This window comes from Glaciecola sp. 1036, assembly GCF_050306235.1.
GTDB lineage: Bacteria > Pseudomonadota > Gammaproteobacteria > Enterobacterales > Alteromonadaceae > Glaciecola.
Genome location: NZ_JBLWFH010000001.1, coordinates 56,193 through 79,833, shown reverse-complemented (window position 1 = coordinate 79,833; position 23,641 = coordinate 56,193). Strand labels below are relative to the sequence as shown.

The following is a 23,641-nucleotide window of genomic DNA, read 5'->3' as shown; positions in this document are numbered from 1 at the left end:
ATGTACTTTTTGCTGTGCCTAACTATGAATTAAGGTTTAACGACTAAAGTATCGCAATTCAATTGGTCAATGATGTGCTCGGCAGTATTTCCTAATAAAGCTGCGCTTAAACCACTGCGTCCTACTGAACCTAGTACTAGCATTTCGGCATCTAATTCACTGCACCATTCAGGAATAATATCCTCGGGTAAACCCTCTGCAATATGTAAATTGGATTCGGGAATATTTTCAGTTTTAGCTACCGCTTTCATTAATTCAGTGTGCTTTTCCTTTAATGTTTGATTATAAACTTCGGCTGAGAAGCTAGGTACTTCAACGCTGACATGTATCGGAGCGCCGACAAAAGTGTTTGCTAAATGCAATTCAGCATTTAACGCGCCGGTCAAAGCCTGAGCTGTAGCAACGATTTTGTCGTTGAGTAAACTGTGGGTTTTGTCATTGGCATTGATACTTAATGCTGCGACAATTTTTCCATTGTCAGGCCAGTCATGATCTTTGACCATCAGAACATTCACAGAACTTTCGCGTAATAATTGCCAATCGTGCGGTGTGAAGAGCTTTTGTCCAATTTTTTCATGGGCTTTACAGGATTTAATGATGAGATCACAGTTTTCTTCGGTAGCTAAATTGACGAGTCCTTTATGTACCTTTTTATGCCAAACAACCTCAATATTTACTTCTGCATCCGGATACTGAGCCAAGGCCTTTTGCATTTTTTCCTTTTGGCTAAGCACAAGCGCTTGTTTCATGTCGAATCTTTCTTCAGACGTTAGAATATTCGTCATATCGAAAGTACTGTCGTAAATACATGATACAAGAGTCACCTTGCAGCCATCGACCCTTTTTGCCAATGTTAAAGCTCTAGCGAGTGCCGGTTGTAGTTCGTGGGTATGAGGATCGAAAACGGCGAGAATATGGGTACAAGCAAACATGGTCTATCTCCTTATATTGATACATAGCCAGTATATAAAAAAGAGGTTATGTATAGAACATAACCTCTTTGGGATAGATCAATTAAACTCTAGAAAGTCAGTAACTTATTCGTTTACCGCAGTAAATGGAATGTCTGATTCAGGAAGGCGCTGTTTAAGTCCATCAACGTTTTCAATAGTAATGAGTTTACCTTCGACTTTGATTAAGCCTTCTTTTTGAAATCTAGTCAATAAACGACTGATAGTTTCAACCGTTAAGCCTAGGTAGTTACCAATTTCATTACGGGTCATTGATAAGTTAAATTGTCTGGCAGAAAACCCACGCTCATCAAAGCGTTGTGACAAATGACTGATGAAATGTAATAAACGTTCTTCAGCACTACGCTTGCTCAACAACATCATTAAATCATGATCGTGTTTTATCTCAGCACTCATAAAACGCATAATTTGTTGTCTAAGCTTAGGATAACGAACTGATACCTGCTCAAGTGTTTGATAGGGAAGTTCACACACCATAGCTGTTTCTAAGGCTTGTGTATAACTTTGGTGTAAGTTTTCTTTTAAGGCATCAAAACCAATAATATCCCCAGGGAAATGAAAACCTATTATCTGTTCAACGCCGTCTTTATCACTGACATAAGACTTAAATGAACCAGATCGTACCGCATATAAACTGTGAAATTTATCCCCAGCTCTGACTAATTTATCGTGTTTATGCAAAGGGCGTTTGCGCTCAATGATGTCATCAAGTGATTCTAATTCGTTTTTATTAAGTGCCACTGGCAGGCAAAGATGGCTAAAACTGCAACTTTGACAATGAATGGAAAGTTCAGGTACGTTTGACATTGCGTTTTATAAATGTAGATTTAAGTGACTACACTGTAACGCCAAATTCCTGAAAAAGCAAAATTAATCCACTTAAGAATATGCTCGCAGCTATTAGATAACGACTTATAGGGTGTTGAAAGTAAGGCAGTAAACTTTGTAATCCAAAGCTAATGATCAACAGGGAAGGCAGGGTGCCTAACCCAAAACTAAACATCAATAAAGCGCCTTGAGTAGCACTTCCGGATGCTAGGCTCCAAGTTAAGGCTGAATAAATTAGCCCACAGGGAAGAAATCCCCAGATGGCGCCATATGCAATGGCGTGAAACGGTGTTTTGGCCGGTAAAAACTTCTTACTTAAGGGCTGAATGCGCTTCCAAATAATCTTTCCCGCAGCTTCTAAATGCGACAGCAAACGCCAGATCCCACTAATATAAAATGCCAACAGAAATAAAAAAGCGATGCTGACATAACGTAAAACAGGAACATCAGTTACCAAACTGCTGGAAACAATGCTGCCTAAATATCCGGTAATTGCTCCTAAAAAGGCATAGGTCAATATCCTACCAAGGTTGTAGGCGAGAGAATAAAGTTGTTTATTCGCATTTGGCGGTGTCGCGAAGGAGAACGCTGAAATCACACCGCCACACATGCCGATACAATGCACGCTACCGGCCAGTCCCACTAAAAATGCCGAAAATATAGAAAGGTCACTCATCTATTTTATCAGATGCAGCTTTTTGTTCATTTTTGTCTTTTTCTTTACTTTCAACATCATCGTCAAAAAGGATGCTATAACCTTGACGCTCTAAATCATCAAACTGATTATTTCGTACTGCCCAGAAAAAAACGCCTATGGCTATTGCTACTATAATAATCGCCAAGGGAATTAACACATAAATTATACTCATAGCATCCTCTTAACGCATTAAACGAGTAGAGTTATACACAACAATAATCGAACTTAAGGACATGCCTAATGCAGCTTGCCAAGGACTTAGTAAGCCCATTACTGCAAACGGCAGAACGATGACATTATAACTAAGCGCCCAAATAATATTTTGTTTTATTTTAGTTTTTGTGCGTTTCGCCATGCTTATCAAATCAACCAAGGCATTTAATTTGGGATTGATTAAGATGACATCAGCTGCATTCTTGGCTAAATCAGAGGCGTTTCCGACCGCAACAGACACATCAGCAGCCGCTAATACAGGGGCATCATTAATGCCATCGCCTAGCATTATTAATGATTTACCTTTCGCTTGTTCTTGTTGTACATAATTGAGCTTTCCTTCAGGCGTTTGTTCACCAACGGCGCGATTAATTCCAATCTCTGTTGCAATATTATTCACGTTTTTTTGCTCATCACCGCTTAGAATACATAACGAATAGTCATTTAATTCACTGATCACTTTTTGAGTCTCAGGTAATACTGTGTCGGTAATTAAAAAGGCTGCAACGATTTCATGATTTATTGCAATATACACATTGGCATTAATGGTATCGCAAACCTCTGCATTGTTTAGTTGCGATTTAATAAAGCGTTTAGATCCCACTACCACTAAATTTCCATTCACCTTTGCTAGTACGCCTTGACCAATAGTGATTTGATAATCTTCTAGTTGGAAATCATGGGCGTCAAATCCGTAGTCAAAAGCTTTAGCTATGGGATGTTCAGAGCGTTTTTCGATGAATGTTGCCAACTGCATAACGTAATCTTGTGAGTACTTATCAGACAACATATGTATTTGTTGAATAGAGAATTTACCCTGAGTCAAGGTGCCGGTCTTATCGAATATTATGTCTGTGGCGTTGGTCATTTGCTCTAAAGCATCGGCTCTTTTTAATAATATGCCTAATTTATTCAATTTTGCCATGGCACAAGTTAGGGCAGAGGGAGTAGCCAATCCTAGGGCACAAGGGCAGGTTGCAACTAAAACAGAAATAGTGATCCAAAAGGCATCTGTACTGTCTTGCAGATGCCAATAAATATAAGTTAACGCACTGATCATTAAAACAATAGATACAAAATAACGAGAGAAGGTATCTGCCATTTTTGCAATCTTGGGTTTTCGCGCTAAAGCAACTTCTTGCAAGCGAAGAATTTGATTCATCATGGCAAACTTTAATTGACTAGTCACTTCGATTTCAAGGTTAGCTTGCTGGTTTACGGTACCCGCGTAGACTTGTTGCCCCTGCGCTTTAAATACCGGCTCAAACTCACCGGTTAGCATAGATTCATCAATAGTAGACTGGCCTTTTACAATTTTGCCATCTATTGGAATTGATTCACCTGCTTTGACCAATACATGTTCACCAGCAACAAGCTGTTTAGCTAACACTGACACCCAGTCGTTATTGACTAATTTACTGGCTGTAGCAGGGATTAGTTTAAGCATATTAGAAGATATTTCAGTGGCTTTATGCCGTGAACGGTGTTCTAAGAAACGACTGATTAGCAAGAAAAAGATAAACATACAGATAGATTCAAAATACACTTCACCACTGCCATCATTGACGGCTAGCAAACCGGCAATGTAGGTTGAAAATATGGCAATGGTAACAGGAACATCCATATTAACGGTTCGAGCCTGTATGGCTTTTAGCGCACTTAGATAAAATACACTTGCAGAATAAAAAACGACTGGTGTGGTTAACATTAAGCTCACAGCATTAAAGTAACCTTGTGTTTGCGCATCTAAATTCCCAAACACATCAAAATATTGACCAAAGGCGAGCATCATCACTTGCATGGTCATAATGCCGGCAAGCCCCAGCTTTTTCATGTAACTTTTTTGTTCTTTTTTGAACGACGCTTCGTGTTCATCAGGATGAAAAGGCAGGGAGGCATAACCAATAGCTTTGAGGCGCGCCAGAATTCCTGATAGCTTGGTTTCGCTTTCGTCCCAAGTCACCAAAGCTCTTCTGGCCGAAACATTCACTGAAATTTGTTTTAAGCCTTTTACTTTCGCCAGTTGTTTTTCTATTAACCAACCGCATGCTGCGCAAGTAATGCCTTCAACTGTCAACTGTATTTGTTTATGTTTACCTTGGTCAAATACAAACTCTTCTTGCAATTCAGGTTCGTCATACACAGAAAGTTGAGCCATGGTGTTATCTAAGGCTGAATCGCCACGTGCAGCGGGCTCTGTTCTAAATTCGTAATAATTTGCCAGCCCATTTTCGACAATAGCCTGTGCCACTGCTTGGCAACCCGGACAGCACATGTGGTGTAATTTGTTATTTATTTCAACTGGATATTTATTGCCTTCTTCGTTTGGTAATCCGCAATGAAAACAACAACCTTCAGCAATAGCTATGCTCATTTCACTTTCTACTACTATGGATTAAACTCAACGGCTGACGACTTGGGTAATTCAATGCGTTGTTGAATTTTCCAACTATCATCCATTGGCGTAAGCCTTAAACGCCATTTACCATCGACTGGAAAATCAATTACTCCTCGATAAACGCCAGAAGCATCTCTTGCTAATAGAATTTCTGTATCACGATGGGGTTGAGTAGAGTGGAAAAGATTCAATCTTAAAGCCTCACCGGTTTCAGGCAAGCCTGTGACAAACTCTAATGTTGCATTTTGCGCGTCTATCGCTAGTAGGGTTGTGATATTCAGCTCTCGAGCCCGTTCAATTTGATCCAATCGAAGATTGATTGATTTGCCTTCTTTATAGTAGTCATCCACGACTAAGTGATTAGTGCCGTCGGTGGCAAATTTAACCACTACTGAGGCAACAATCATTGAAGACACTGGAATTGCAATCAAAAACCAAGGCCAAAATTGTTTATACCAAGGCTTAACTTGTTCATTTTGCATATTGTTTTACTTATATCACTACTTAAGATTTGAATTTATACAAAAAAGCCTCGTAAAACGAGGCTTTCCTCTTGGTAATTACTTTACCAAATTAGTTCGAGTAACTCGACTAATTAGATAAGCTATAAACGTAAGATGCTACAACGTGGATTTTATCTTCACCCAAGGTTTTCTTAAATGAAGGCATTACTCCGTTACGCCCATAGTTAAGGGTTTCAGTAATTGCTCGTTTAGAACCACCGTACAACCAAATGTTGTCTGTTAGGTTAGGAGCTCCTAATAACTGATTACCTTTACCGTCCATACCGTGACAAGCAGCACAAACTACGAAGCGAGCTTGTCCAGCATCTACTAATGCGGTATCAGTGTCTGGATGATCACTCAAACTCATAGCATAGGCAACCACCTCGGCAACACCTTGTTCACCTAAAGGCTCTAACCATCCAGGCATAGCGCCTTGACGACCATTTATTAAGGTTTCTTTGATTTTATCGCCGCTTCCACCGTATAACCAATCGTTGTCAGTTAGGTTAGGGAACCCACCTTTTTGACCTCTAGCATCACTACCATGACATTGCGCACAGTTTTGTAAGAATAAACGCTTACCTACTTGTACTGCTTCGTCATTAGTTGCTAATTGCTCCACTGGAATTTTTGCATATTCAGCAAAGATAGGATCAAACTCTTCTTCAGCTTGTTTAATTTGAATTGCATACTCGTTCCAAGCATTACCTTCAATATCAGCTCTAAGCGCTTGTTCTGACTCTTCTAATGATAATACACCTTGGTTTGAGCTCTTCCAGCCTAAAAAGCCTTTATAAGCGCCAAGTCCAGGGTAGGCCGCAAGATATAATACGCCCCATACCATAGTTATCCAGAAAAGGATGGTCCACCAACGTGGTAGTTGGTTGTTAATTTCAACGATTCCATCGAACTCATGTCCCATTTCTTCGCCTTCGGGAACACCTGTTTGGTTTGCAAGTGTCCAACGGAGCAGAAAGAAGCAGCCAGCAATAGAGCCTAGCGTTATCACACTGATCCAAATTGTCCAAAACATACTCATGATTTAAGACTCCTGGTCTTTCTTATTGGTTTTCTCTTGGTTGTCTTCGTCATCGAAAACTAAATTAGCAGCTTCGTCATATTTCTTTTTGTTTCTACTGCTAAAGACCCAAAGGACAATCCCAATAAAACTTACGAAAACGATGACAGTAAATATACTGCCGATAATACCTTGATCCATTATTTTAGATGCGTCCCTAGTGACTGAAGATAAGCAATTAAGGCTTCCATTTCGGTTTTACCTTTTACTGCTTCCTTGGCACCAGCTATGTCTTCATCTGTATATGGAACACCTAACATTTTAAATACTTCTATTTTCTTAGCTGTATCTTCGCCATCTAATGTATTGGTTGCCAACCATGGGTAACCAGGCATGTTAGATTCGGGCACAACGTTACGTGGATTTAGCAAATGTACTCGATGCCATTCATCACTGTAACGGCCTCCAACACGTGCTAAATCAGGACCAGTTCGTTTTGAGCCCCATAGGAATGGACGTTCCCAAACGGATTCACCGGCTACAGAATAATGACCGTAACGTTCGGTTTCAGCTCGGAAAGGACGTATCATCTGGCTGTGACAACCGACACACCCTTCTCGGATGTAGATATCTCTACCTTCCAATTCAAGCGCTGTATAAGGACGTAATCCTTTTACCGGCTCTAAGGTGTGTTGGTGGAACATCAATGGCAAAATCTGCGCTAATGCTCCAAAACTAATTGCCACTAAAACTAAAATAGTTAATAAGCCAACGTTTTTTTCGACTAACTCATGTGGATTTTTCATTGGGCAGCTCCTAATGCAACATCACCTTCTAATTCTTCTTTTGGTGCTCGAATCGTGCGATAAGCGTTGTATGCCATGATCAACATACCAGCAACGACAAACACACCACCAATGAAGCGTACAACATAGAATGGTTTAGAAGCTTCAAGTGACTCAACAAAAGAGTAGGTGAGAGTACCGTCAGCATTGACTGCACGCCACATTAGACCTTGAAGAACACCAGACATCCACATAGCAACAATGTAAAGTACAACGCCGATTGTGGTGAGCCAGAAGTGAACATTAATCAATTTAATGCTGTACATTCTTGATTTATTAAATAACACCGGAATTAAGTGATATAAGCTACCGATTGATACCATAGCTACCCAGCCTAATGCACCAGAGTGAACGTGACCTACAGTCCAGTCTGTATAGTGAGATAAGGCGTTTACGGTTTTAATAGACATCATAGGACCTTCGAAGGTAGACATACCGTAGAAGGACAAGGAAACGATTAGGAATCTAAGTACTGGGTCAGTACGAAGTTTATGCCAAGCACCTGAAAGTGTCATGATACCGTTAATCATACCACCCCAAGATGGAACGAATAATATAATGGACATAACCATGCCAAGTGACTGCGTCCAGTCAGGAAGTGCAGTGTAGTGTAAGTGGTGAGGACCAGCCCAAATATAAAGCGAAATCAACGCCCAGAAGTGCACAAGAGATAAACGATACGAGTAGACAGGACGACCAGCTTGCTTAGGTACAAAGTAGTACATCATGCCTAAGAAACCTGCAGTTAAGAAAAATCCTACTGCGTTGTGTCCGTACCACCACTGCATCATTGCATCAACTGCACCTGCATAAATCGAATATGATTTTGTGAAGGACACTGGGATTGCCATACTGTTACCAATGTGCAGTACCGCAACGGTCAACATAAAGGCTCCTAAGAACCAGTTGGCAACATAAATATGCGAAGTTTTACGAATGATCAAGGTGCCAAAAAAGTTGATTATATAGGCGACCCATACCAATGTGATTAAAATATCAATTGGCCATTCTAGTTCTGCATATTCTTTTGACGCTGTCATACCAAGAGGAAGTGAAATTGCAGCTGCGAGTATAACTGCTTGCCATCCCCAAAATGTGAAAGCGGCTAATTTGTCACTAAATAGCCTTACCTGACACGTGCGTTGCACGATGTAATAACTGGTGGCAAAGAGTGCGCAACCACCAAACGCGAAGATTACCGCATTGGTATGTAAAGGTCTTAAACGAGAGTAAGTAAGCCATGGAAGGTCGAAGTTAAGTGCTGGAGCAAACAGCTGAGCTGCTATCAATACACCTACCGTCATTCCCACGATGCCCCAAACAATCGTCATGATAGTAAACTGCCTAACTACCTTGTAGTTATAATCAGGTTTAACTTGGCTTGTTTCGCTCATAACTGAAAGTTTCCGTGTAAAAATTTTAATTGAAACCCTAAATAAACAGTGTTGAATTACTTAAAACATTCGTCCTAGTTGAGTTGGGCGAGCAAGAAAAGTAAACTCGGCACTATTCGAGTAGAGATAATAAAGTTTTTAATAACAAAAAGATACACAATCTATTTATTGCTTGATCTTAGTCAATAAAGGAAAGTTTACGGTTAATTAATTGTGAAAATAAAATCAATTGCCATCACGGTCACCACCTTGCTATCCCTTGTATTATTAGTACTTTGGGGTAACCAATTTTACAATGTAAACACCGTGTTAAATTCACAAGGAAATTGTCAGTTAATTAATAACCAATGTGCTTTCTCATTAGACCAGCAACGATTAAGCATAAAGTTTGAACAATCACCAATTCCTGAAGAAGAATTGTTCGTTCAATTTGAGCATAGTGAAAATATTCAAATTCACAAGGTGTATGTGGAAGGCGTCAACATGTATATGGGTAAAACGCCGGTTATTTTTGAAGACGCTAATTCGCTGAGAGGGGTATTTTTCCTAGGTAGTTGCAATTTGCCAGAAATGCAATGGCAAATGGTGATAGAAGTGAGTAGGGAAGGACAAACAAATACCAATCAACACTTAATTGTAAACTTTTCTACCGTTCAATAAAAAGGCGAGATAATCTCGCCTTAAAATGACTTTCAACGGTAATTTAGATTTGTGATTGTTGATAATTTTGAATACCAACACGCTCGATTAAACCTAATTGCTGCTCTAACCAATGTGCATGATCGTTTTCAGTGTCATCAAGCAGTACAACTAACATGTCGCGAGACACATAGTCTTTTTCTTGTTCACAAACAGCTATAACTTCTTTTAGTTTGTCACCAACTTCGTATTCTACACGCAAGTCACTTTTGAGCATTTCTTTAACGTCTTTTCCGACTTTAAAACCTGTTCTAGTTTGCATGTCCGGCACACCACCAAGAAATAGCATTCTTTCAATTAACTTGCTCGCATGACCTTTTTCATCATCAAATTCGTGCGCAATGCGCTCGTAAAGTTTGTTTAATCCCCAATCAAGGTACATCTGTGAGTGGATGAAGTATTGATCCATTGCGGCTAATTCATAGCCAAGTAAGCTGTTTAATCCAGCGATAACGCGTTCATTACCTTGCATACTATTAGTCCTCTATTTGTGCTTGCAGATAATTTGCAATGCCCATCTCTGCAATTTGATATTGTTGTGTTTCCAACCAATCAAGGTATTCCTCTTCATCGTCAAGTAGTGAAGTTAACAAATCTCGACTCACGTAATCTTTATGTTGTTCACACAAGGCAATTGCGTCTTTTAATTGAGGAATTTGGCTCTGCTCGAACGTAATATCACATTGGATACATTCTTCGGTATCTTCACCAATAAATAATTTCCCAAGGGCCTGAAGATTCGGTAAACCTTCGAGGAACAAAATACGCTCAATGAGTTTATCCGCTTGCTTCATATCAAGTATGGATTTTTTATATTCAGCTTTATTTAACTTTTCAAAACCCCAATTTTTATGCATTCGAGCATGCAAAAAATACTGATTAATAGAAGTAAGCTCCAACGTTAGAATATCGTTCAGTGCTTTGATAACGGCGATATCACCTTGCATTTTTTTACCTTAAACCATTATGTGTGGAAGTTGGAATCATTAAAGGGTAAGCATACTACATGATATAAAAAAATACAAAATTCTTTATATTTCAGCAATTTATAAGGATAATTGTTCGCATTTGTGATTAGATTTAGATGCTTATTGAGTTGCTAGATCAGCCTTTTGACGATTAATTATGGCTAAACTTTCTTCTGCAAAACCTAAACCTGCATCATTGAAGAAGTTGAAAACTTCGTCAACGCCTTTATCTTGCAAGGGTTGAATTTCGTCTTCATAGCGAGCAATAGCGGCGATTTTACCCATGTAACCGGCATTTCTTAACTGATTGGTGACATTCGATGAATCTTCAATTGACGGTAGGGCGAGTAAAACTAACTTTAAGTTAGATAAATCCAGGTTTTCCCATAAATCGATGTTTTCACCATCACCATTGATAGCGTTTAAACCTTCAGATTGTAGCGCTTTAATTTTTTGGACATCGGCATCCATGCCACAAACAGCAGTGCCTATTTGTTGTGATAGTGCGTGAAATGCTCCTTTACCAACACGCCCCATGCCCAACACTATGACCTCAACGTTATTAAAATACGGGTAAACATCCTCGGATAAGGGGCGAGTGCGTTGATACCTATGCAGATAATCCTTAGATTTACGATAAATATCATGAGATTTGCGATAGAACACACTAGTTACCACAAATGAAAATGAAACGGCCATAGCAATTATTACTAACCAAGCATCCGTCATCATCTGCATATTCACTGCTACAGCCGCGACAATTAGCCCAAACTCGCTATAGTTTGATAGTACAGAACCAGTCAAAAAAGACGTCCTGGCACGTAAGCGCAGACCGGCGAACAAGAAGAAAAACAGTGCAAATTTAAAGGGTATAATAAGGCTTAAGCCTAAGGCGATTACCGTCATATCTATGGTGGGTAAGGCTTTTAACCCAATGGATAAGAAAAAACAAATTAAGAACAGATCTTTAAAACTTAATAAGGATTTGGCTAGCTCTGCTGATTTTACATGGTTCGCAAGTAAAATCCCCATGATCAAGGCGCCTAAATCGCCTTTAACACCAACTAATTCAAATAGCTGATAACCACCCAAAGCGGCTACAAAACCACAAAGAGGTAACAATTCTCCGTGTCCTGCTTCCTGCAAAAGCTTTTTAAGTAGAGGGGCCAGAGGAATAAGGGCTAACAAGCCTATTGCATAAATTGATGGCGCCTTACCGGTGGCAAATACAAGAAACATAACCGCAAATATGTCTTGCATGATCAAAATACCGATGGCGACCTTACCGTGTCTTGTACGACTTTCTCCACTTTCTTCTAAAATTTTAACCACACAGACGGTGGAGCTAAAGGACAAGGCAAATGCGATTAATGCAACTTGGGCGAGGGATAAACCGGTGAAGTAGGGAAGACCTATAGAGGCAAGCAGAGTTAACACACCAGAAATTATCGCTATCCACAAACTGGTATGTAAAACAGCCCCCACCCAAACTTCACGCTTTATGAGATCTTTAATATTGAGTTTAAGACCAATAGTGAACAACATTACTGTTATGCCTAAATCAGCAATGGTGTCGATTGTAGGAGTATTAGAATAACCTAATGCATTTAATACAAAGCCAGCCACCAAAAATCCTACAAGTGGAGGTAAGTGTATATATTTACATACAAAACCGCACAAAAATGCGATTAAAATGAGAACGAATTCCATTAGGCGCTTAGACTCAAAAGGCTAAAAATGTTTTATTAATTAAACCTTTAGTTGTCCAATATAGCAAATAAATTTTACTTATCCGGCGGCTAACCTAGCAATTTCATTATCATTTAATAAATGATCAAAGGCACGTATAAATCGCTTAATATAATATTGCGGTATCTTTTCCATTTTTTCTAACGATTTTAAAGTAGAGAGTTTGCAATTAAGTTTATCGGCGATACAACTTAACGGAATCCCATGATTACTAATAAATCGAATGAATTCACGTCCTGTCATAACTTCACTCCTATATCAATTGCTCAACATCAAATTAACATCAATAACGCACGTAAAAGTTTTAAAACTAATACGCTGGTATTCTATTTTGTCTTAGAGAGGAAATTTTTAATATCGTTCGCAGTTTTTTCAGGAATTTCGAACATTGGCATGTGACCAACGCCTGGATATATGATCAATGGCGCTTGATGTGTGAGTTCTTGATAGAAATCCGCATTTTCTAATGGCATCATCTTATCTTCTTTTCCCCACAGAATAAGTACATCATCCGGAGAATTCGAAAAGGGTAATTCGAAAAACTCATTGATGTTAAAAAAGTCTTTAAACATATGAATAAGCTGCTGATTTTTATCTATATATTGACTTTTTGCGATAAAACTAAGCACTGATTTAGGAATAAAAGGCATTTTGGCCATTGTTAACCCATAAAACTTTATGACTGTACTTTTATCCTTATGAGCAAAAGGATTAGCGCCAAGCCTATCCAATTCGATGGCAAACTTTGTTTTAGCGCCCGCAGGGTCAATTAAAACGGCCTTGGTAAACTCTTTGGGTGCTTTATCGTGCAGGATCATTGCGATCATGCCGCCCATTGAGTTCCCGATAACACAAATATTTTGAAGTTTTAATTCTTTGACCAATGTTTGACACATCTCTGCTTGTGTAAAGGCAGAGTAATTAGTTGAAGGCGAATAGGGGGTATCTCCATGACCTAATAAATCCGGTACAATCAAACGATAATCTTTCGTAAGATATTTAGCAATTCTGTTCCACGCATTCTTATCAGCACTAAAACCATGGAGCAATAATAATGCTGGGCTTTTTATATTTTCGTTATCGTAATAATCAATAGGAAGCCCATTTATCGATATTTGTTTTCTTGTTAATTTCGCACTTTTAGCTTCTAACGCATTAAAGATTTTATAGGTATATTTACCTAAAATTTCAAAATTACTGTACATTATTAACAGCCAAACAATACAAAGAAAGATAATAAAATAAATTATGGTCATGCTATAGATTCTTTATTTTTAGGCTATTACGACTGTTACGCATAACTAGATATTATTAAAATCAGTTTAATGGGTATAGTAAATATTGTATATATTTAAAATATTTTGATTAATGATAACCAAAGATAAACAACTATATCATCTGCAAGAGGTTAATCTGGACTAAACAAATTGGCCTCTAAATAATTGTATAGTGTTTCTGTATAAAAACTTTCCAACAAAGGCGAATTACACGCCATTATAAGCGTTCCGATTAATCTAAGCGGCCCGGTTTCAACTGGGTAATTTTATACCAAATTATTTTATATACTTTTTATAACTAAAAAAAATTTCAACAGCTGCGAGTCAAAGACATATTGCCTCATATCTCAACAACTGAAATCTTTTAAACTATATAGTTTGTGATAAAAGAAATATTCATATCCAAGAAGCCAAACATTACCAATCGATAACTTCAGAAATTCTTAACGTCTGGGTTTTCTGTTTCGTAAGAATTAAATAAAACCTAGTACTTTTTATTTTTCTACGCATCTTATTCTTATTTTCCAAATCCATCAAAAGTAGGGCATTTAATTAGTTGATAAATATCATTAACAGGCTAAACCTAATAACATGTGGATAACATTTAATTTAACATAATATACATTATACGCAATTAATTAAATGGTGGATAAATAGTGGGCTGTAATTAAGTTAATTAAATCAATGAATTAAACGCTCAATACCAGGCACGCCTCACGCGTACCTGGTCTCTCACGTTTTAACCATTTAATGTTATGCGGAACGTTGTGCAGATGAATGGATCAAGTTTTTAGTAAATGCCCATCGAGGAATATTAGCTGGCGTTGCTTCAAGGATGCGGATCATCGGTACCACGTTGTTTTCTTTTTGATGTTCTGAGCATGGCGCAAGATCGATATTGATGCCGTAGCTTTCAAGTTCTTTCCGATGATAATAATAAGTGCGTTTTGACATGAGCGATCGTAAATCATGACCTTGTGCCCATAATGTATATGTTGATTTCAATTTGTTTGGTAATTGATTTACCGTTTCGTTTGAGAGCTTAATTTGATCAGTCATATTTATTTTATCCAGATATTCTTTAAACAATTTTTCTGTCAGCTCTGGCGTCAATGTAGCTGCATGTTTAATACCTAATTTCGCCAATTCTTTGGATAATAATCTAAGTTCAATTCGTAGTTTGTTATCAGCCCAATCTTCAATACCTTGATGTTTTAAGGCGTCAGGTAAAGCGCCTGTTTTAGTACTTAATTCTTCTCCTTTAGCATACAGTTTTATAGCCCAGCGTTCTGAATTTTTTCCGAAGTATAAAGTTCCACCTTTCATGGATGGTCGTCCATGACGTGTTTTTGCTTTAAATTCTAAGGCTCGAATAAACGCTTGAACGTCAGCGCGTTTAGGTAATTCATAGGAATAATTAATATCAACTATACCAAGTTCATAATCACCGTTTTTAATCGCTTGGTATTCTTGGAGTGTCGGTTGGAAATTGAATTGATTGCAAATAACTCTAAATGTATCGAACATCAATGAAACTAAGTCATCCGAGCCAAATACGTTGTGACCTTGCAAGAATTTAGAAGGGTTTCCACTTATCCATAAATGAGTGGCATTACCCTGCCCGTCGCCGCCAATACTCTTAAATGAAATGCGTTTGTCAAAGCTACCGATAGCTTGCTTTCGCTTAAGTATTCGCCATGCTACTTCGCCATCCTCATCGATAGAAACAACTTCACCACCGTTTAAAGGTGAATGTTTAAAAGGGATATGTACACGCGCCCAATCTATCAATGAATGTTCCTAAAATAGTGCAAATTTGGCACAAAAGTCGGGTATTACTAGACTCCCGACTTTGTTCAAATAACGCTCACCAAAAAGCTGTCAATAGTCATTTAAAGCCAATCTTATTGGCTTTATAAGTACATGTAAACATGTAGGGCTAAAAAATGGGTGTATGCTAGTCATATAAAGCCAAAAATACGGGTGTGCAATGTCAATTAGTAGCAATTTGAAAGCAATCAGAACTAAAAAAGGAATGACGCAAGGCAACCTTGCTGAGAAAGCCGGAATAGAGTTAACACAAGTATCGAGAATTGAACGTGGAGCATCAGAGCCAAAGCTTGAAACTATTAAACGATTAGCTATTGCGTTGTCCTGTACAACAGATGAATTAATCATGGATGAAGCCGTTGAGACTTCAGAATATATAAAACGAACTGTAAAGCGTATCGCTGATTTAACGCCACTTAGGCGCTTTGTGATATTGAATATTATTCATAGCTATTGCAATGATAATGACACGCCAGAGCCATCGTTGTATGAAACTAAATCTGAAGGTGAATATGAATATATGCGAATGCAGTATGCCAAAGATGCTCTTATTGAAGATTTAGATACCATCAAAAATATAAGGGAAGAACTCGATGTAGAGCTTCATATTTGCGAGGAAGATTTAGCCCCTATTCCCACTGACGGGAATTTGTGACGGGGTAGTAAAAGTCTCACCCATGAGAATTTATGACGCTATCAGTCAAGACAAAAACTTCGTTTTTGTGGGTTAATCAAGAGGCGAGCCAAATTCATTGGTTATTTAAAAAACACTTGGCGCATTATAAGGATGTTGCTTGTTACTAATCGCAGAGGTTACCGCTCGTACCTCGCTACCATGCCCTACGGGCATTACTTTTATTAAGGTGATTTAAAATGGATAATGAAAAAAAGTGCTTTGTAATTATGCCTATAGCGGATATCGAACCTTACGAGGAAGGTCACTTTACTAGAGTCTACGAGTACTTAATTAAACCGGCATGCATCAAGGCTGGGTTTACTCCAGTAAGAGCTGACGAAGTAGCTTCTTCAAATTACATTGTCATAGATATTATGGATAAAATATATCATAGTGATTTGGTTTTATGTGATTTAAGTGGGAAAAACCCAAATGTGCTATATGAATTAGGGGTGAGACAAGCATTCAACTTACCGACAGTGTTAATCAAGGATAAGCAAACTAATCGGATATTCGATATACAGGGAATGAGAACCTATGATTATGATGAATCTTTGAGAGCCGATAAGGTTAAAAAAGATGTACCTTCAATTAGCTCATCAATAATTGAAACTGTAGAAAACAAAGGTAAGGATGTAAATTCCTTGATTAAAATGCTATCTATAAAACCAGCTGAAATATCTAATGAAGTGGAACTTTCAGGCGATTCAAGTGTTATTCTTTCCGCAATTAATGATATAACAAGTCGATTAACTAAAATTGAGAGTGCAGTAACTGTAAAAGGTAGTGCATTATTAAGCCGTTTCGATAGAGAACGCCAATCTTGGAAAGATAGAGAAGTTACTCTAAGTGCTTTAAATGGTTTACGTAAAGGTAACTGGAACGGCTTTAAACAAAATGATCATTTACAGTTTTACGACAGCAATGGACAGTTGATAAAAGGAACTGTAACTGAGCTGAATTTAGATTATTTGCTTCTTCTAACCCCTAATAATACGATAATAAACATTGATTATGACTCTCCTGTATACAAAAAATTAGAATACCAAGAGCCTTATTAGATGTGATAAAAGACGTAACATTAAATACTGAGCAACAATTATTATTAGTAAGAATGCCATGCAGATTGCGAGGTACTTACATCACTTGGTTGCTAGGATTCGACCCTTATTTTTTAATGAGCCGAGAGACTTACTACCGTCACGCTAAAGAACTTTCCCAAAAATATGGGGTAGAAATACGTAAAAAATCGCCTTACTACCTGCCCCCAAATACAGACTAATTAATATACATTATACGCAATTAATTAAATGGTGGATAAATAGTGGGCTGTAATTAAGTTAATTAAATCAATGAATTAAACGCTCAATACCAGGCACGCCTCACGCGTACCTGGTCTCTCACGTTTTAACCATTTAATGTTATGCGGAACGTTGTGCAGATGAATGGATCAAGTTTTTAGTAAATGCCCATCGAGGAATATTAGCTGGCGTTGCTTCAAGGATGCGGATCATCGGTACCACGTTGTTTTCTTTTTGATGTTCTGAGCATGGCGCAAGATCGATATTGATGCCGTAGCTTTCAAGTTCTTTCCGATGATAATAATAAGTGCGTTTTGACATGAGCGATCGTAAATCATGACCTTGTGCCCATAATGTATATGTTGATTTCAATTTGTTTGGTAATTGATTTACCGTTTCGTTTGAGAGCTTAATTTGATCAGTCATATTTATTTTATCCAGATATTCTTTAAACAATTTTTCTGTCAGCTCTGGCGTCAATGTAGCTGCATGTTTAATACCTAATTTCGCCAATTCTTTGGATAATAATCTAAGTTCAATTCGTAGTTTGTTATCAGCCCAATCTTCAATACCTTGATGTTTTAAGGCGTCAGGTAAAGCGCCTGTTTTAGTACTTAATTCTTCTCCTTTAGCATACAGTTTTATAGCCCAGCGTTCTGAATTTTTTCCGAAGTATAAAGTTCCACCTTTCATGGATGGTCGTCCATGACGTGTTTTTGCTTTAAATTCTAAGGCTCGAATAAACGCTTGAACGTCAGCGCGTTTAGGTAATTCATAGGAATAATTAATATCAACTATACCAAGTTCATAATCACCGTTTTTAATCGCTTGGTATTCTTGGAGTGTCGGTTGGAAATTGAATTGATTGCAAATAACTCTAAATGTATCGAACATCAATGAAACTAAGTCATCCGAGCCAAATACGTTGTGACCTTGCAAGAATTTAGAAGGGTTTCCACTTATCCATAAATGAGTGGCATTACCCTGCCCGTCGCCGCCAATACTCTTAAATGAAATGCGTTTGTCAAAGCTACCGATAGCTTGCTTTCGCTTAAGTATTCGCCATGCTACTTCGCCATCCTCATCGATAGAAACAACTTCACCACCGTTTAAAGGTGAATGTTTAAAAGGGATATGTACACGCGCCCAATCTATCAATGAATGTTCCTAAAATAGTGCAAATTTGGCACAAAAGTCGGGTATTACTAGACTCCCGACTTTGTTCAAATAACGCTCACCAAAAAGCTGTCAATAGTCATTTAAAGCCAATCTTATTGGCTTTATAAGTACATGTAAACATGTAGGGCTAAAAAATGGGTGTATGCTAGTCATATAAAGCCAAAAATACGGGTGTGCAATGTCAATTAGTAGCAATTTGAAAGCAATCAGAACTAAAAAAGGAATGACGCAAGGCAACCTTGCTGAGAAAGCCGGAATAGAGTTAACACAAGTATCGAGAATTGAACGTGGAGCATCAGAGCCAAAGCTTGAAACTATTAAACGATTAGCTATTGCGTTGTCCTGTACAACAGATGAATTAATCATGGATGAAGCCGTTGAGACTTCAGAATATATAAAACGAACTGTAAAGCGTATCGCTGATTTAACGCCACTTAGGCGCTTTGTGATATTGAATATTATTCATAGCTATTGCAATGATAATGACACGCCAGAGCCATCGTTGTATGAAACTAAATCTGAAGGTGAATATGAATATATGCGAATGCAGTATGCCAAAGATGCTCTTATTGAAGATTTAGATACCATCAAAAATATAAGGGAAGAACTCGATGTAGAGCTTCATATTTGCGAGGAAGATTTAGCCCCTATTCCCACTGACGGGAATTTGTGACGGGGTAGTAAAAGTCTCACCCATGAGAATTTATGACGCTATCAGTCAAGACAAAAACTTCGTTTTTGTGGGTTAATCAAGAGGCGAGCCAAATTCATTGGTTATTTAAAAAACACTTGGCGCATTATAAGGATGTTGCTTGTTACTAATCGCAGAGGTTACCGCTCGTACCTCGCTACCATGCCCTACGGGCATTACTTTTATTAAGGTGATTTAAAATGGATAATGAAAAAAAGTGCTTTGTAATTATGCCTATAGCGGATATCGAACCTTACGAGGAAGGTCACTTTACTAGAGTCTACGAGTACTTAATTAAACCGGCATGCATCAAGGCTGGGTTTACTCCAGTAAGAGCTGACGAAGTAGCTTCTTCAAATTACATTGTCATAGATATTATGGATAAAATATATCATAGTGATTTGGTTTTATGTGATTTAAGTGGGAAAAACCCAAATGTGCTATATGAATTAGGGGTGAGACAAGCATTCAACTTACCGACAGTGTTAATCAAGGATAAGCAAACTAATCGGATATTCGATATACAGGGAATGAGAACCTATGATTATGATGAATCTTTGAGAGCCGATAAGGTTAAAAAAGATGTACCTTCAATTAGCTCATCAATAATTGAAACTGTAGAAAACAAAGGTAAGGATGTAAATTCCTTGATTAAAATGCTATCTATAAAACCAGCTGAAATATCTAATGAAGTGGAACTTTCAGGCGATTCAAGTGTTATTCTTTCCGCAATTAATGATATAACAAGTCGATTAACTAAAATTGAGAGTGCAGTAACTGTAAAAGGTAGTGCATTATTAAGCCGTTTCGATAGAGAACGCCAATCTTGGAAAGATAGAGAAGTTACTCTAAGTGCTTTAAATGGTTTACGTAAAGGTAACTGGAACGGCTTTAAACAAAATGATCATTTACAGTTTTACGACAGCAATGGACAGTTGATAAAAGGAACTGTAACTGAGCTGAATTTAGATTATTTGCTTCTTCTAACCCCTAATAATACGATAATAAACATTGATTATGACTCTCCTGTATACAAAAAATTAGAATACCAAGAGCCTTATTAGATGTGATAAAAGACGTAACATTAAATACTGAGCAACAATTATTATTAGTAAGAATGCCATGCAGATTGCGAGGTACTTACATCACTTGGTTGCTAGGATTCGACCCTTATTTTTTAATGAGCCGAGAGACTTACTACCGTCACGCTAAAGAACTTTCCCAAAAATATGGGGTAGAAATACGTAAAAAATCGCCTTACTACCTGCCCCCAAATACAGACTAATTAATATACATTATACGCAATTAACTAAGTGGTGGATAAATAGTAGGCTGCAATTAAGTTAATTAAATCAATGAATTAAACGCTCAATACCAGGCACGCCTCACGCGTACCTGATTTTAAAAAGTGTAAAGTTTGAGAAAAGAAAATTATTTACGTTATGTTTGTGAAGCTACTTATTCGTAAACCGGTAGCAACTGTTCTATTAGTTGTGTTTGAATTGGCGCTGTACCGTCGTTAATATTTTTCACGCCCATGTCTTGGCCAATGGCTATTCGTAATGGCAAGGATTCAGTTTGTTCTACTAATTTGAGTAACTGATCAGCAACGTTTTGCGCGTTGGTAGTTTCTTCTCCCTGTGAAAACATATCTTTAAACATGTTCAATAATTTTTCGCCGCCTTGAGCAAGATTTCCATATTCTAATTTAATCGCATCTTTTGGTGATGGCGATGAACTTACTAAGTCTGTCGCATGGCCACTTGGCTCTACAATGCAGGTATGAATGTTAAATTGAGCTAACTCGTAGTGCAAAGATTCTGTGTATGCTTCCAGTGCCCATTTAGAAGCACAATATACACCAAAATAAGGAATTGCTAATCGGCCTGCGCTGGAACTTAAGTGAATTAACTTACCATTTTTACGCTTTCTCATGGCTGGTAGAACTGCTTTAGTACAATTAATAGCACCATATAAATTTACAGAAAAACATTGCTGAACTTGCTCTTCGGTAAAGGCTTCTGTAAGGCCTACAGGCATAATTCCTGCGTTGTTAATTAACACATCTATATGGTTATTGTTCTCTATATATCGAATGACCTCATTACATTGATTGTTATCAGTAACATCCATTTCGATTGGGTAAATACTACCTGAAACCGAATTATTTAATGATCTGAAAAAATCCGCGCCTTCCTTATTACGTCCGTTTATTTCGCGCATTCCGGCATAAACGGTATGTCCGTGATTTACTAGCGTCTTAGCCGTTAAAAATCCTATGCCTCTACTGGCACCTGTTATGAGAATAGTTTGTTTGGACATATTAATTTTCCTGTTTAAAGATTGTTTTCATAAATAGTTGTAGCGGCTCATCATTTCCATGAGCCTTCATTCTTGTTAATGCGCCACTCCATGCATTTAATAGCCAATCCGCAGCTTCTTGTTTGGTTAAATGAATTAGATTTAAATGAGATAAAATGTCTTGATTAAGCTGTGGCGCTATTTCTGCACCTAACTCTTTCCATTGCTGAAAAAGAATTGCTTGTGCATCAATATCTTCGTCCGCCATTTCCGTGGTGAGATTACACATTAGGCAGCCTTGGGAATATTGTCGTTTTTTCATTTCATCTGTAGCACCTTCAAAAAATCCTTTTAACCTTTGAATAGGCGTTAGATTTGGATCTGAAAAAACAGTGCGTGCATATAGAAGTTGTTTTTGGTGATAATGATTTGCTACTGACATAGCGAATTCATGTTTACTCGAAAAATAATGGTAAAAGGACCCTTTAGGTATTTTTGCCGCTTTTAAAATGTGGTTTATGCCTACTTGGGCATAACTTCCCTGCCTTATTAAGCTCTCTCCTACCTCTAATAAATTTACTTTCGATGAATCATAGAGTTGTTGATTTTTAACTCTTGCCATAAGAACGCCCATTAGTTAAACCTGCCACATTAATAACAGACCGGTCTAATAATTATATTATTGCAAAGAGATGTAAAAAAATTGACTAGTAAAGGTTTAAATAGAGGGTTTTAAGGTGCTACAGGATACGAGGCGTAATAATAATTTTGAAATAAAAACGGCTACGTTGATAGTAACCGTTGAGAAGAATCTAACAGATTTTCTTAATGTAACCTTGCATTTAACTCATCAATGACTTCTGCCCATGCCGCATCCTCGACTATAGCTTCTTTTAAGAAAGCACTTTGAGATTCATTCCAATAAGGCGCCTTATGCAGATAAACATTGTCGTTTAGTCCTTTATGCTCTTCTATAAAGGCATCAATTGCAGCTTGGTCATTTTTCAATCCAAGTTGTTGAAACAGATCTTCGATACTGGGTTGTTCGGTTAACATAATGATTCCTCACTTTTTGCTTTGGTAATGTTTTAAACGCAAATCATTGAGAATCCGATCATAGAATTCAACTTTCAAGCACTGTTAGTCGTTTTAAAAAAATGGCAAACTCCCCTACTATATTTTTGTAATTAACACCTGCTGAGAACTAAATTATATGAAAGTTGCTTTTATTGGACTGGGTGCTATGGGTTTTCCTATGGCTGGGCATCTCGCACACAATGGCTTTGACACTGTTGTTTATAATCGAACCACCAGTACAGCTGAAAATTGGATTAATCAATACCCTGGAAAACATGCTCTAACGCCAGCAGACGCTGCACTAAATGTGGATGTGGTGTTAGTTTGTGTGGGCAACGACGATGATGTTCGAAGTGTATTTTATGGTGAACAGGGAATCCTACATACTATAGGCAAAGATACAGTGGTTATTGATCACACAACTACCTCTGCCGAATTGGCAAAAGAGTTATCCAAAGCCTGCGCTGAAAAACAAGCTAAATTCTTAGATGCCCCCGTTTCAGGTGGGCAAGCTGGCGCTGTAAATGGAAAACTCACAGTAATGCTTGGTGGTGAGCAAGCTACTTATCAAAAAGTGATTCCTGTATTTGATACCTATGCTCAAAAACATGCGTTAATGGGCAATGTTGGCGCTGGCCAAATGACAAAAATGGTGAATCAAATATGTATAGCGGGTGTCGTACAAGGCTTATCTGAAGCTATTCATTTTGCTACTCAAGCAAATTTGGATGTAGAAAAAGTTATTGAGGTGATTTCTAAAGGTGCAGCACAGTCATGGCAAATGGAAAATAGAGCGTCCACTATGGTGGAGAACAAATTTGATTTTGGTTTTGCAGTAGATTGGATGCGTAAAGATTTGGATATAGTGTTAAATGAAGCAAAGCGTAATGGGAGTCATTTACCTGTAACAGCCTTAGTTGACCAATTCTATTCTCAAGTGCAATCAAACGGTGGTGGCCGTTTCGATACTTCAAGTTTAATAACCTTACTTAATAAATAAACAAATAAATAACCAGATAATAA

At 37.9% G+C, this 23,641-nt stretch carries 26 protein-coding genes; 6 read left to right on the top strand and 20 right to left on the bottom strand.

Annotation, left to right across the window (positions count from 1 at the left end):
- Window positions 1-29: 29 nt before the first annotated feature.
- The 10 genes from uspE to ccoN form a co-directional block, all read right to left on the bottom strand.
- Window positions 30-932 (bottom strand): universal stress protein UspE, encoded by a 903-nt coding sequence (gene uspE, locus ACNKW3_RS00345; RefSeq protein ID WP_427397298.1) that lies wholly within the window; start codon window positions 930-932, stop codon window positions 30-32.
- Window positions 933-1,037: 105 nt separating this feature from the next.
- Complete coding sequence (gene fnr, locus ACNKW3_RS00340; protein ID WP_427397297.1) at window positions 1,038-1,778, bottom strand: fumarate/nitrate reduction transcriptional regulator Fnr; 741 nt, start codon at window positions 1,776-1,778, stop codon at window positions 1,038-1,040.
- Between the two features lie 28 nt (window positions 1,779-1,806).
- Window positions 1,807-2,475 (bottom strand): sulfite exporter TauE/SafE family protein, encoded by a 669-nt coding sequence (locus tag ACNKW3_RS00335; protein ID WP_427397296.1) that lies wholly within the window; start codon window positions 2,473-2,475, stop codon window positions 1,807-1,809.
- A complete protein-coding gene (ccoS, locus tag ACNKW3_RS00330) occupies window positions 2,468-2,668 on the bottom strand; it encodes a cbb3-type cytochrome oxidase assembly protein CcoS (RefSeq protein ID WP_427397295.1) in 201 nt (66 codons plus the stop codon). The genes ACNKW3_RS00335 and ccoS overlap by 8 nt, the downstream gene beginning before the upstream one ends.
- Before the next feature lie 9 nt (window positions 2,669-2,677).
- Complete coding sequence (locus ACNKW3_RS00325) at window positions 2,678-5,083, bottom strand: heavy metal translocating P-type ATPase (RefSeq protein WP_427397294.1); 2,406 nt, start codon at window positions 5,081-5,083, stop codon at window positions 2,678-2,680.
- 14 nt (window positions 5,084-5,097) lie between these two features.
- Entirely contained in the window at window positions 5,098-5,589 is a 492-nt protein-coding gene (locus tag ACNKW3_RS00320) for a FixH family protein (protein ID WP_427397293.1), read from the bottom strand.
- Window positions 5,590-5,698: 109 nt separating this feature from the next.
- Entirely contained in the window at window positions 5,699-6,652 is a 954-nt protein-coding gene (gene ccoP / locus ACNKW3_RS00315; protein WP_427397292.1) for a cytochrome-c oxidase, cbb3-type subunit III, read from the bottom strand.
- A 3-nt stretch (window positions 6,653-6,655) separates the two neighbouring features.
- Window positions 6,656-6,832, bottom strand: a complete 177-nt coding sequence (locus ACNKW3_RS00310) for a cbb3-type cytochrome oxidase subunit 3 (RefSeq protein WP_427397291.1) — start codon at window positions 6,830-6,832, stop codon at window positions 6,656-6,658.
- Window positions 6,832-7,437 carry a cytochrome-c oxidase, cbb3-type subunit II gene (ccoO, locus tag ACNKW3_RS00305; protein WP_427397290.1) on the bottom strand — a complete coding sequence of 202 codons (606 nt, stop codon included), beginning with the start codon at window positions 7,435-7,437 and terminating at the stop codon, window positions 6,832-6,834. The genes ACNKW3_RS00310 and ccoO overlap by 1 nt, the downstream gene beginning before the upstream one ends.
- Window positions 7,434-8,870 carry a cytochrome-c oxidase, cbb3-type subunit I gene (gene ccoN, locus ACNKW3_RS00300; RefSeq protein WP_427397289.1) on the bottom strand — a complete coding sequence of 479 codons (1,437 nt, stop codon included), beginning with the start codon at window positions 8,868-8,870 and terminating at the stop codon, window positions 7,434-7,436. Before ccoN ends, ccoO begins: the two co-directional genes overlap by 4 nt.
- 213 nt (window positions 8,871-9,083) lie before the next feature.
- Between ccoN and ACNKW3_RS00295 the strand changes: the two genes are divergently transcribed.
- On the top strand, window positions 9,084-9,530 hold the full coding sequence (locus ACNKW3_RS00295; RefSeq protein ID WP_427397288.1) for a hypothetical protein: 447 nt from the start codon (window positions 9,084-9,086) through the stop codon (window positions 9,528-9,530).
- A gap of 43 nt (window positions 9,531-9,573) precedes the next feature.
- On the opposite strand, the gene bfr (ACNKW3_RS00290) is transcribed toward ACNKW3_RS00295, so the two are convergent.
- From bfr (ACNKW3_RS00290) to ACNKW3_RS00265, 6 genes are all read right to left on the bottom strand, one after another.
- Window positions 9,574-10,041 carry a bacterioferritin gene (bfr, locus tag ACNKW3_RS00290; RefSeq protein WP_427397287.1) on the bottom strand — a complete coding sequence of 156 codons (468 nt, stop codon included), beginning with the start codon at window positions 10,039-10,041 and terminating at the stop codon, window positions 9,574-9,576.
- A 4-nt stretch (window positions 10,042-10,045) separates the two neighbouring features.
- The gene (gene bfr, locus ACNKW3_RS00285; RefSeq protein ID WP_427397286.1) at window positions 10,046-10,516 is read right to left on the bottom strand and encodes a bacterioferritin; all 471 of its coding nucleotides are present in this window, start codon (window positions 10,514-10,516) and stop codon (window positions 10,046-10,048) included.
- 141 nt (window positions 10,517-10,657) lie between these two features.
- Entirely contained in the window at window positions 10,658-12,247 is a 1,590-nt protein-coding gene (locus ACNKW3_RS00280) for a cation:proton antiporter (RefSeq protein ID WP_427397285.1), read from the bottom strand.
- Window positions 12,248-12,325: 78 nt separating this feature from the next.
- The gene (locus tag ACNKW3_RS00275) at window positions 12,326-12,529 is read right to left on the bottom strand and encodes a hypothetical protein (RefSeq protein WP_427397284.1); all 204 of its coding nucleotides are present in this window, start codon (window positions 12,527-12,529) and stop codon (window positions 12,326-12,328) included.
- Between the two features lie 83 nt (window positions 12,530-12,612).
- A complete protein-coding gene (locus tag ACNKW3_RS00270) occupies window positions 12,613-13,491 on the bottom strand; it encodes an alpha/beta fold hydrolase (RefSeq protein WP_427397283.1) in 879 nt (292 codons plus the stop codon).
- Between the two features lie 825 nt (window positions 13,492-14,316).
- Entirely contained in the window at window positions 14,317-15,354 is a 1,038-nt protein-coding gene (locus ACNKW3_RS00265) for a phage/plasmid replication protein, II/X family (protein WP_427397282.1), read from the bottom strand.
- A 199-nt stretch (window positions 15,355-15,553) separates the two neighbouring features.
- Here ACNKW3_RS00265 and ACNKW3_RS00260 point away from each other — a divergent pair, with 199 nt between their 5' ends.
- Window positions 15,554-16,048 carry a helix-turn-helix domain-containing protein gene (locus ACNKW3_RS00260; protein WP_427397281.1) on the top strand — a complete coding sequence of 165 codons (495 nt, stop codon included), beginning with the start codon at window positions 15,554-15,556 and terminating at the stop codon, window positions 16,046-16,048.
- A 218-nt stretch (window positions 16,049-16,266) separates the two neighbouring features.
- Window positions 16,267-17,130, top strand: a complete 864-nt coding sequence (locus ACNKW3_RS00255) for a hypothetical protein (RefSeq protein ID WP_427397280.1) — start codon at window positions 16,267-16,269, stop codon at window positions 17,128-17,130.
- 360 nt (window positions 17,131-17,490) lie between these two features.
- Here the strand turns inward: ACNKW3_RS00255 and ACNKW3_RS00250 are convergent, their stop codons facing one another.
- Window positions 17,491-18,528 (bottom strand): phage/plasmid replication protein, II/X family, encoded by a 1,038-nt coding sequence (locus ACNKW3_RS00250; protein ID WP_427397282.1) that lies wholly within the window; start codon window positions 18,526-18,528, stop codon window positions 17,491-17,493.
- A gap of 199 nt (window positions 18,529-18,727) precedes the next feature.
- Between ACNKW3_RS00250 and ACNKW3_RS00245 the strand changes: the two genes are divergently transcribed.
- Window positions 18,728-19,222 carry a helix-turn-helix domain-containing protein gene (locus tag ACNKW3_RS00245; RefSeq protein WP_427397281.1) on the top strand — a complete coding sequence of 165 codons (495 nt, stop codon included), beginning with the start codon at window positions 18,728-18,730 and terminating at the stop codon, window positions 19,220-19,222.
- A gap of 218 nt (window positions 19,223-19,440) precedes the next feature.
- Entirely contained in the window at window positions 19,441-20,304 is an 864-nt protein-coding gene (locus tag ACNKW3_RS00240; protein ID WP_427397280.1) for a hypothetical protein, read from the top strand.
- A gap of 394 nt (window positions 20,305-20,698) precedes the next feature.
- Here ACNKW3_RS00240 and ACNKW3_RS00235 read toward each other — a convergent pair whose 3' ends face one another.
- From ACNKW3_RS00235 to ACNKW3_RS00225, 3 genes are all read right to left on the bottom strand, one after another.
- Window positions 20,699-21,562, bottom strand: a complete 864-nt coding sequence (locus ACNKW3_RS00235; RefSeq protein WP_427397279.1) for an SDR family oxidoreductase — start codon at window positions 21,560-21,562, stop codon at window positions 20,699-20,701.
- A gap of 1 nt (window position 21,563) precedes the next feature.
- A complete protein-coding gene (locus ACNKW3_RS00230) occupies window positions 21,564-22,163 on the bottom strand; it encodes a TetR family transcriptional regulator (protein ID WP_427397278.1) in 600 nt (199 codons plus the stop codon).
- A 203-nt stretch (window positions 22,164-22,366) separates the two neighbouring features.
- A complete protein-coding gene (locus tag ACNKW3_RS00225) occupies window positions 22,367-22,597 on the bottom strand; it encodes a DUF2789 domain-containing protein (RefSeq protein ID WP_427397277.1) in 231 nt (76 codons plus the stop codon).
- A 157-nt stretch (window positions 22,598-22,754) separates the two neighbouring features.
- Between ACNKW3_RS00225 and ACNKW3_RS00220 the strand changes: the two genes are divergently transcribed.
- Window positions 22,755-23,618 (top strand): NAD(P)-dependent oxidoreductase, encoded by an 864-nt coding sequence (locus tag ACNKW3_RS00220; protein WP_427397276.1) that lies wholly within the window; start codon window positions 22,755-22,757, stop codon window positions 23,616-23,618.
- Window positions 23,619-23,641: the final 23 nt, after the last annotated feature.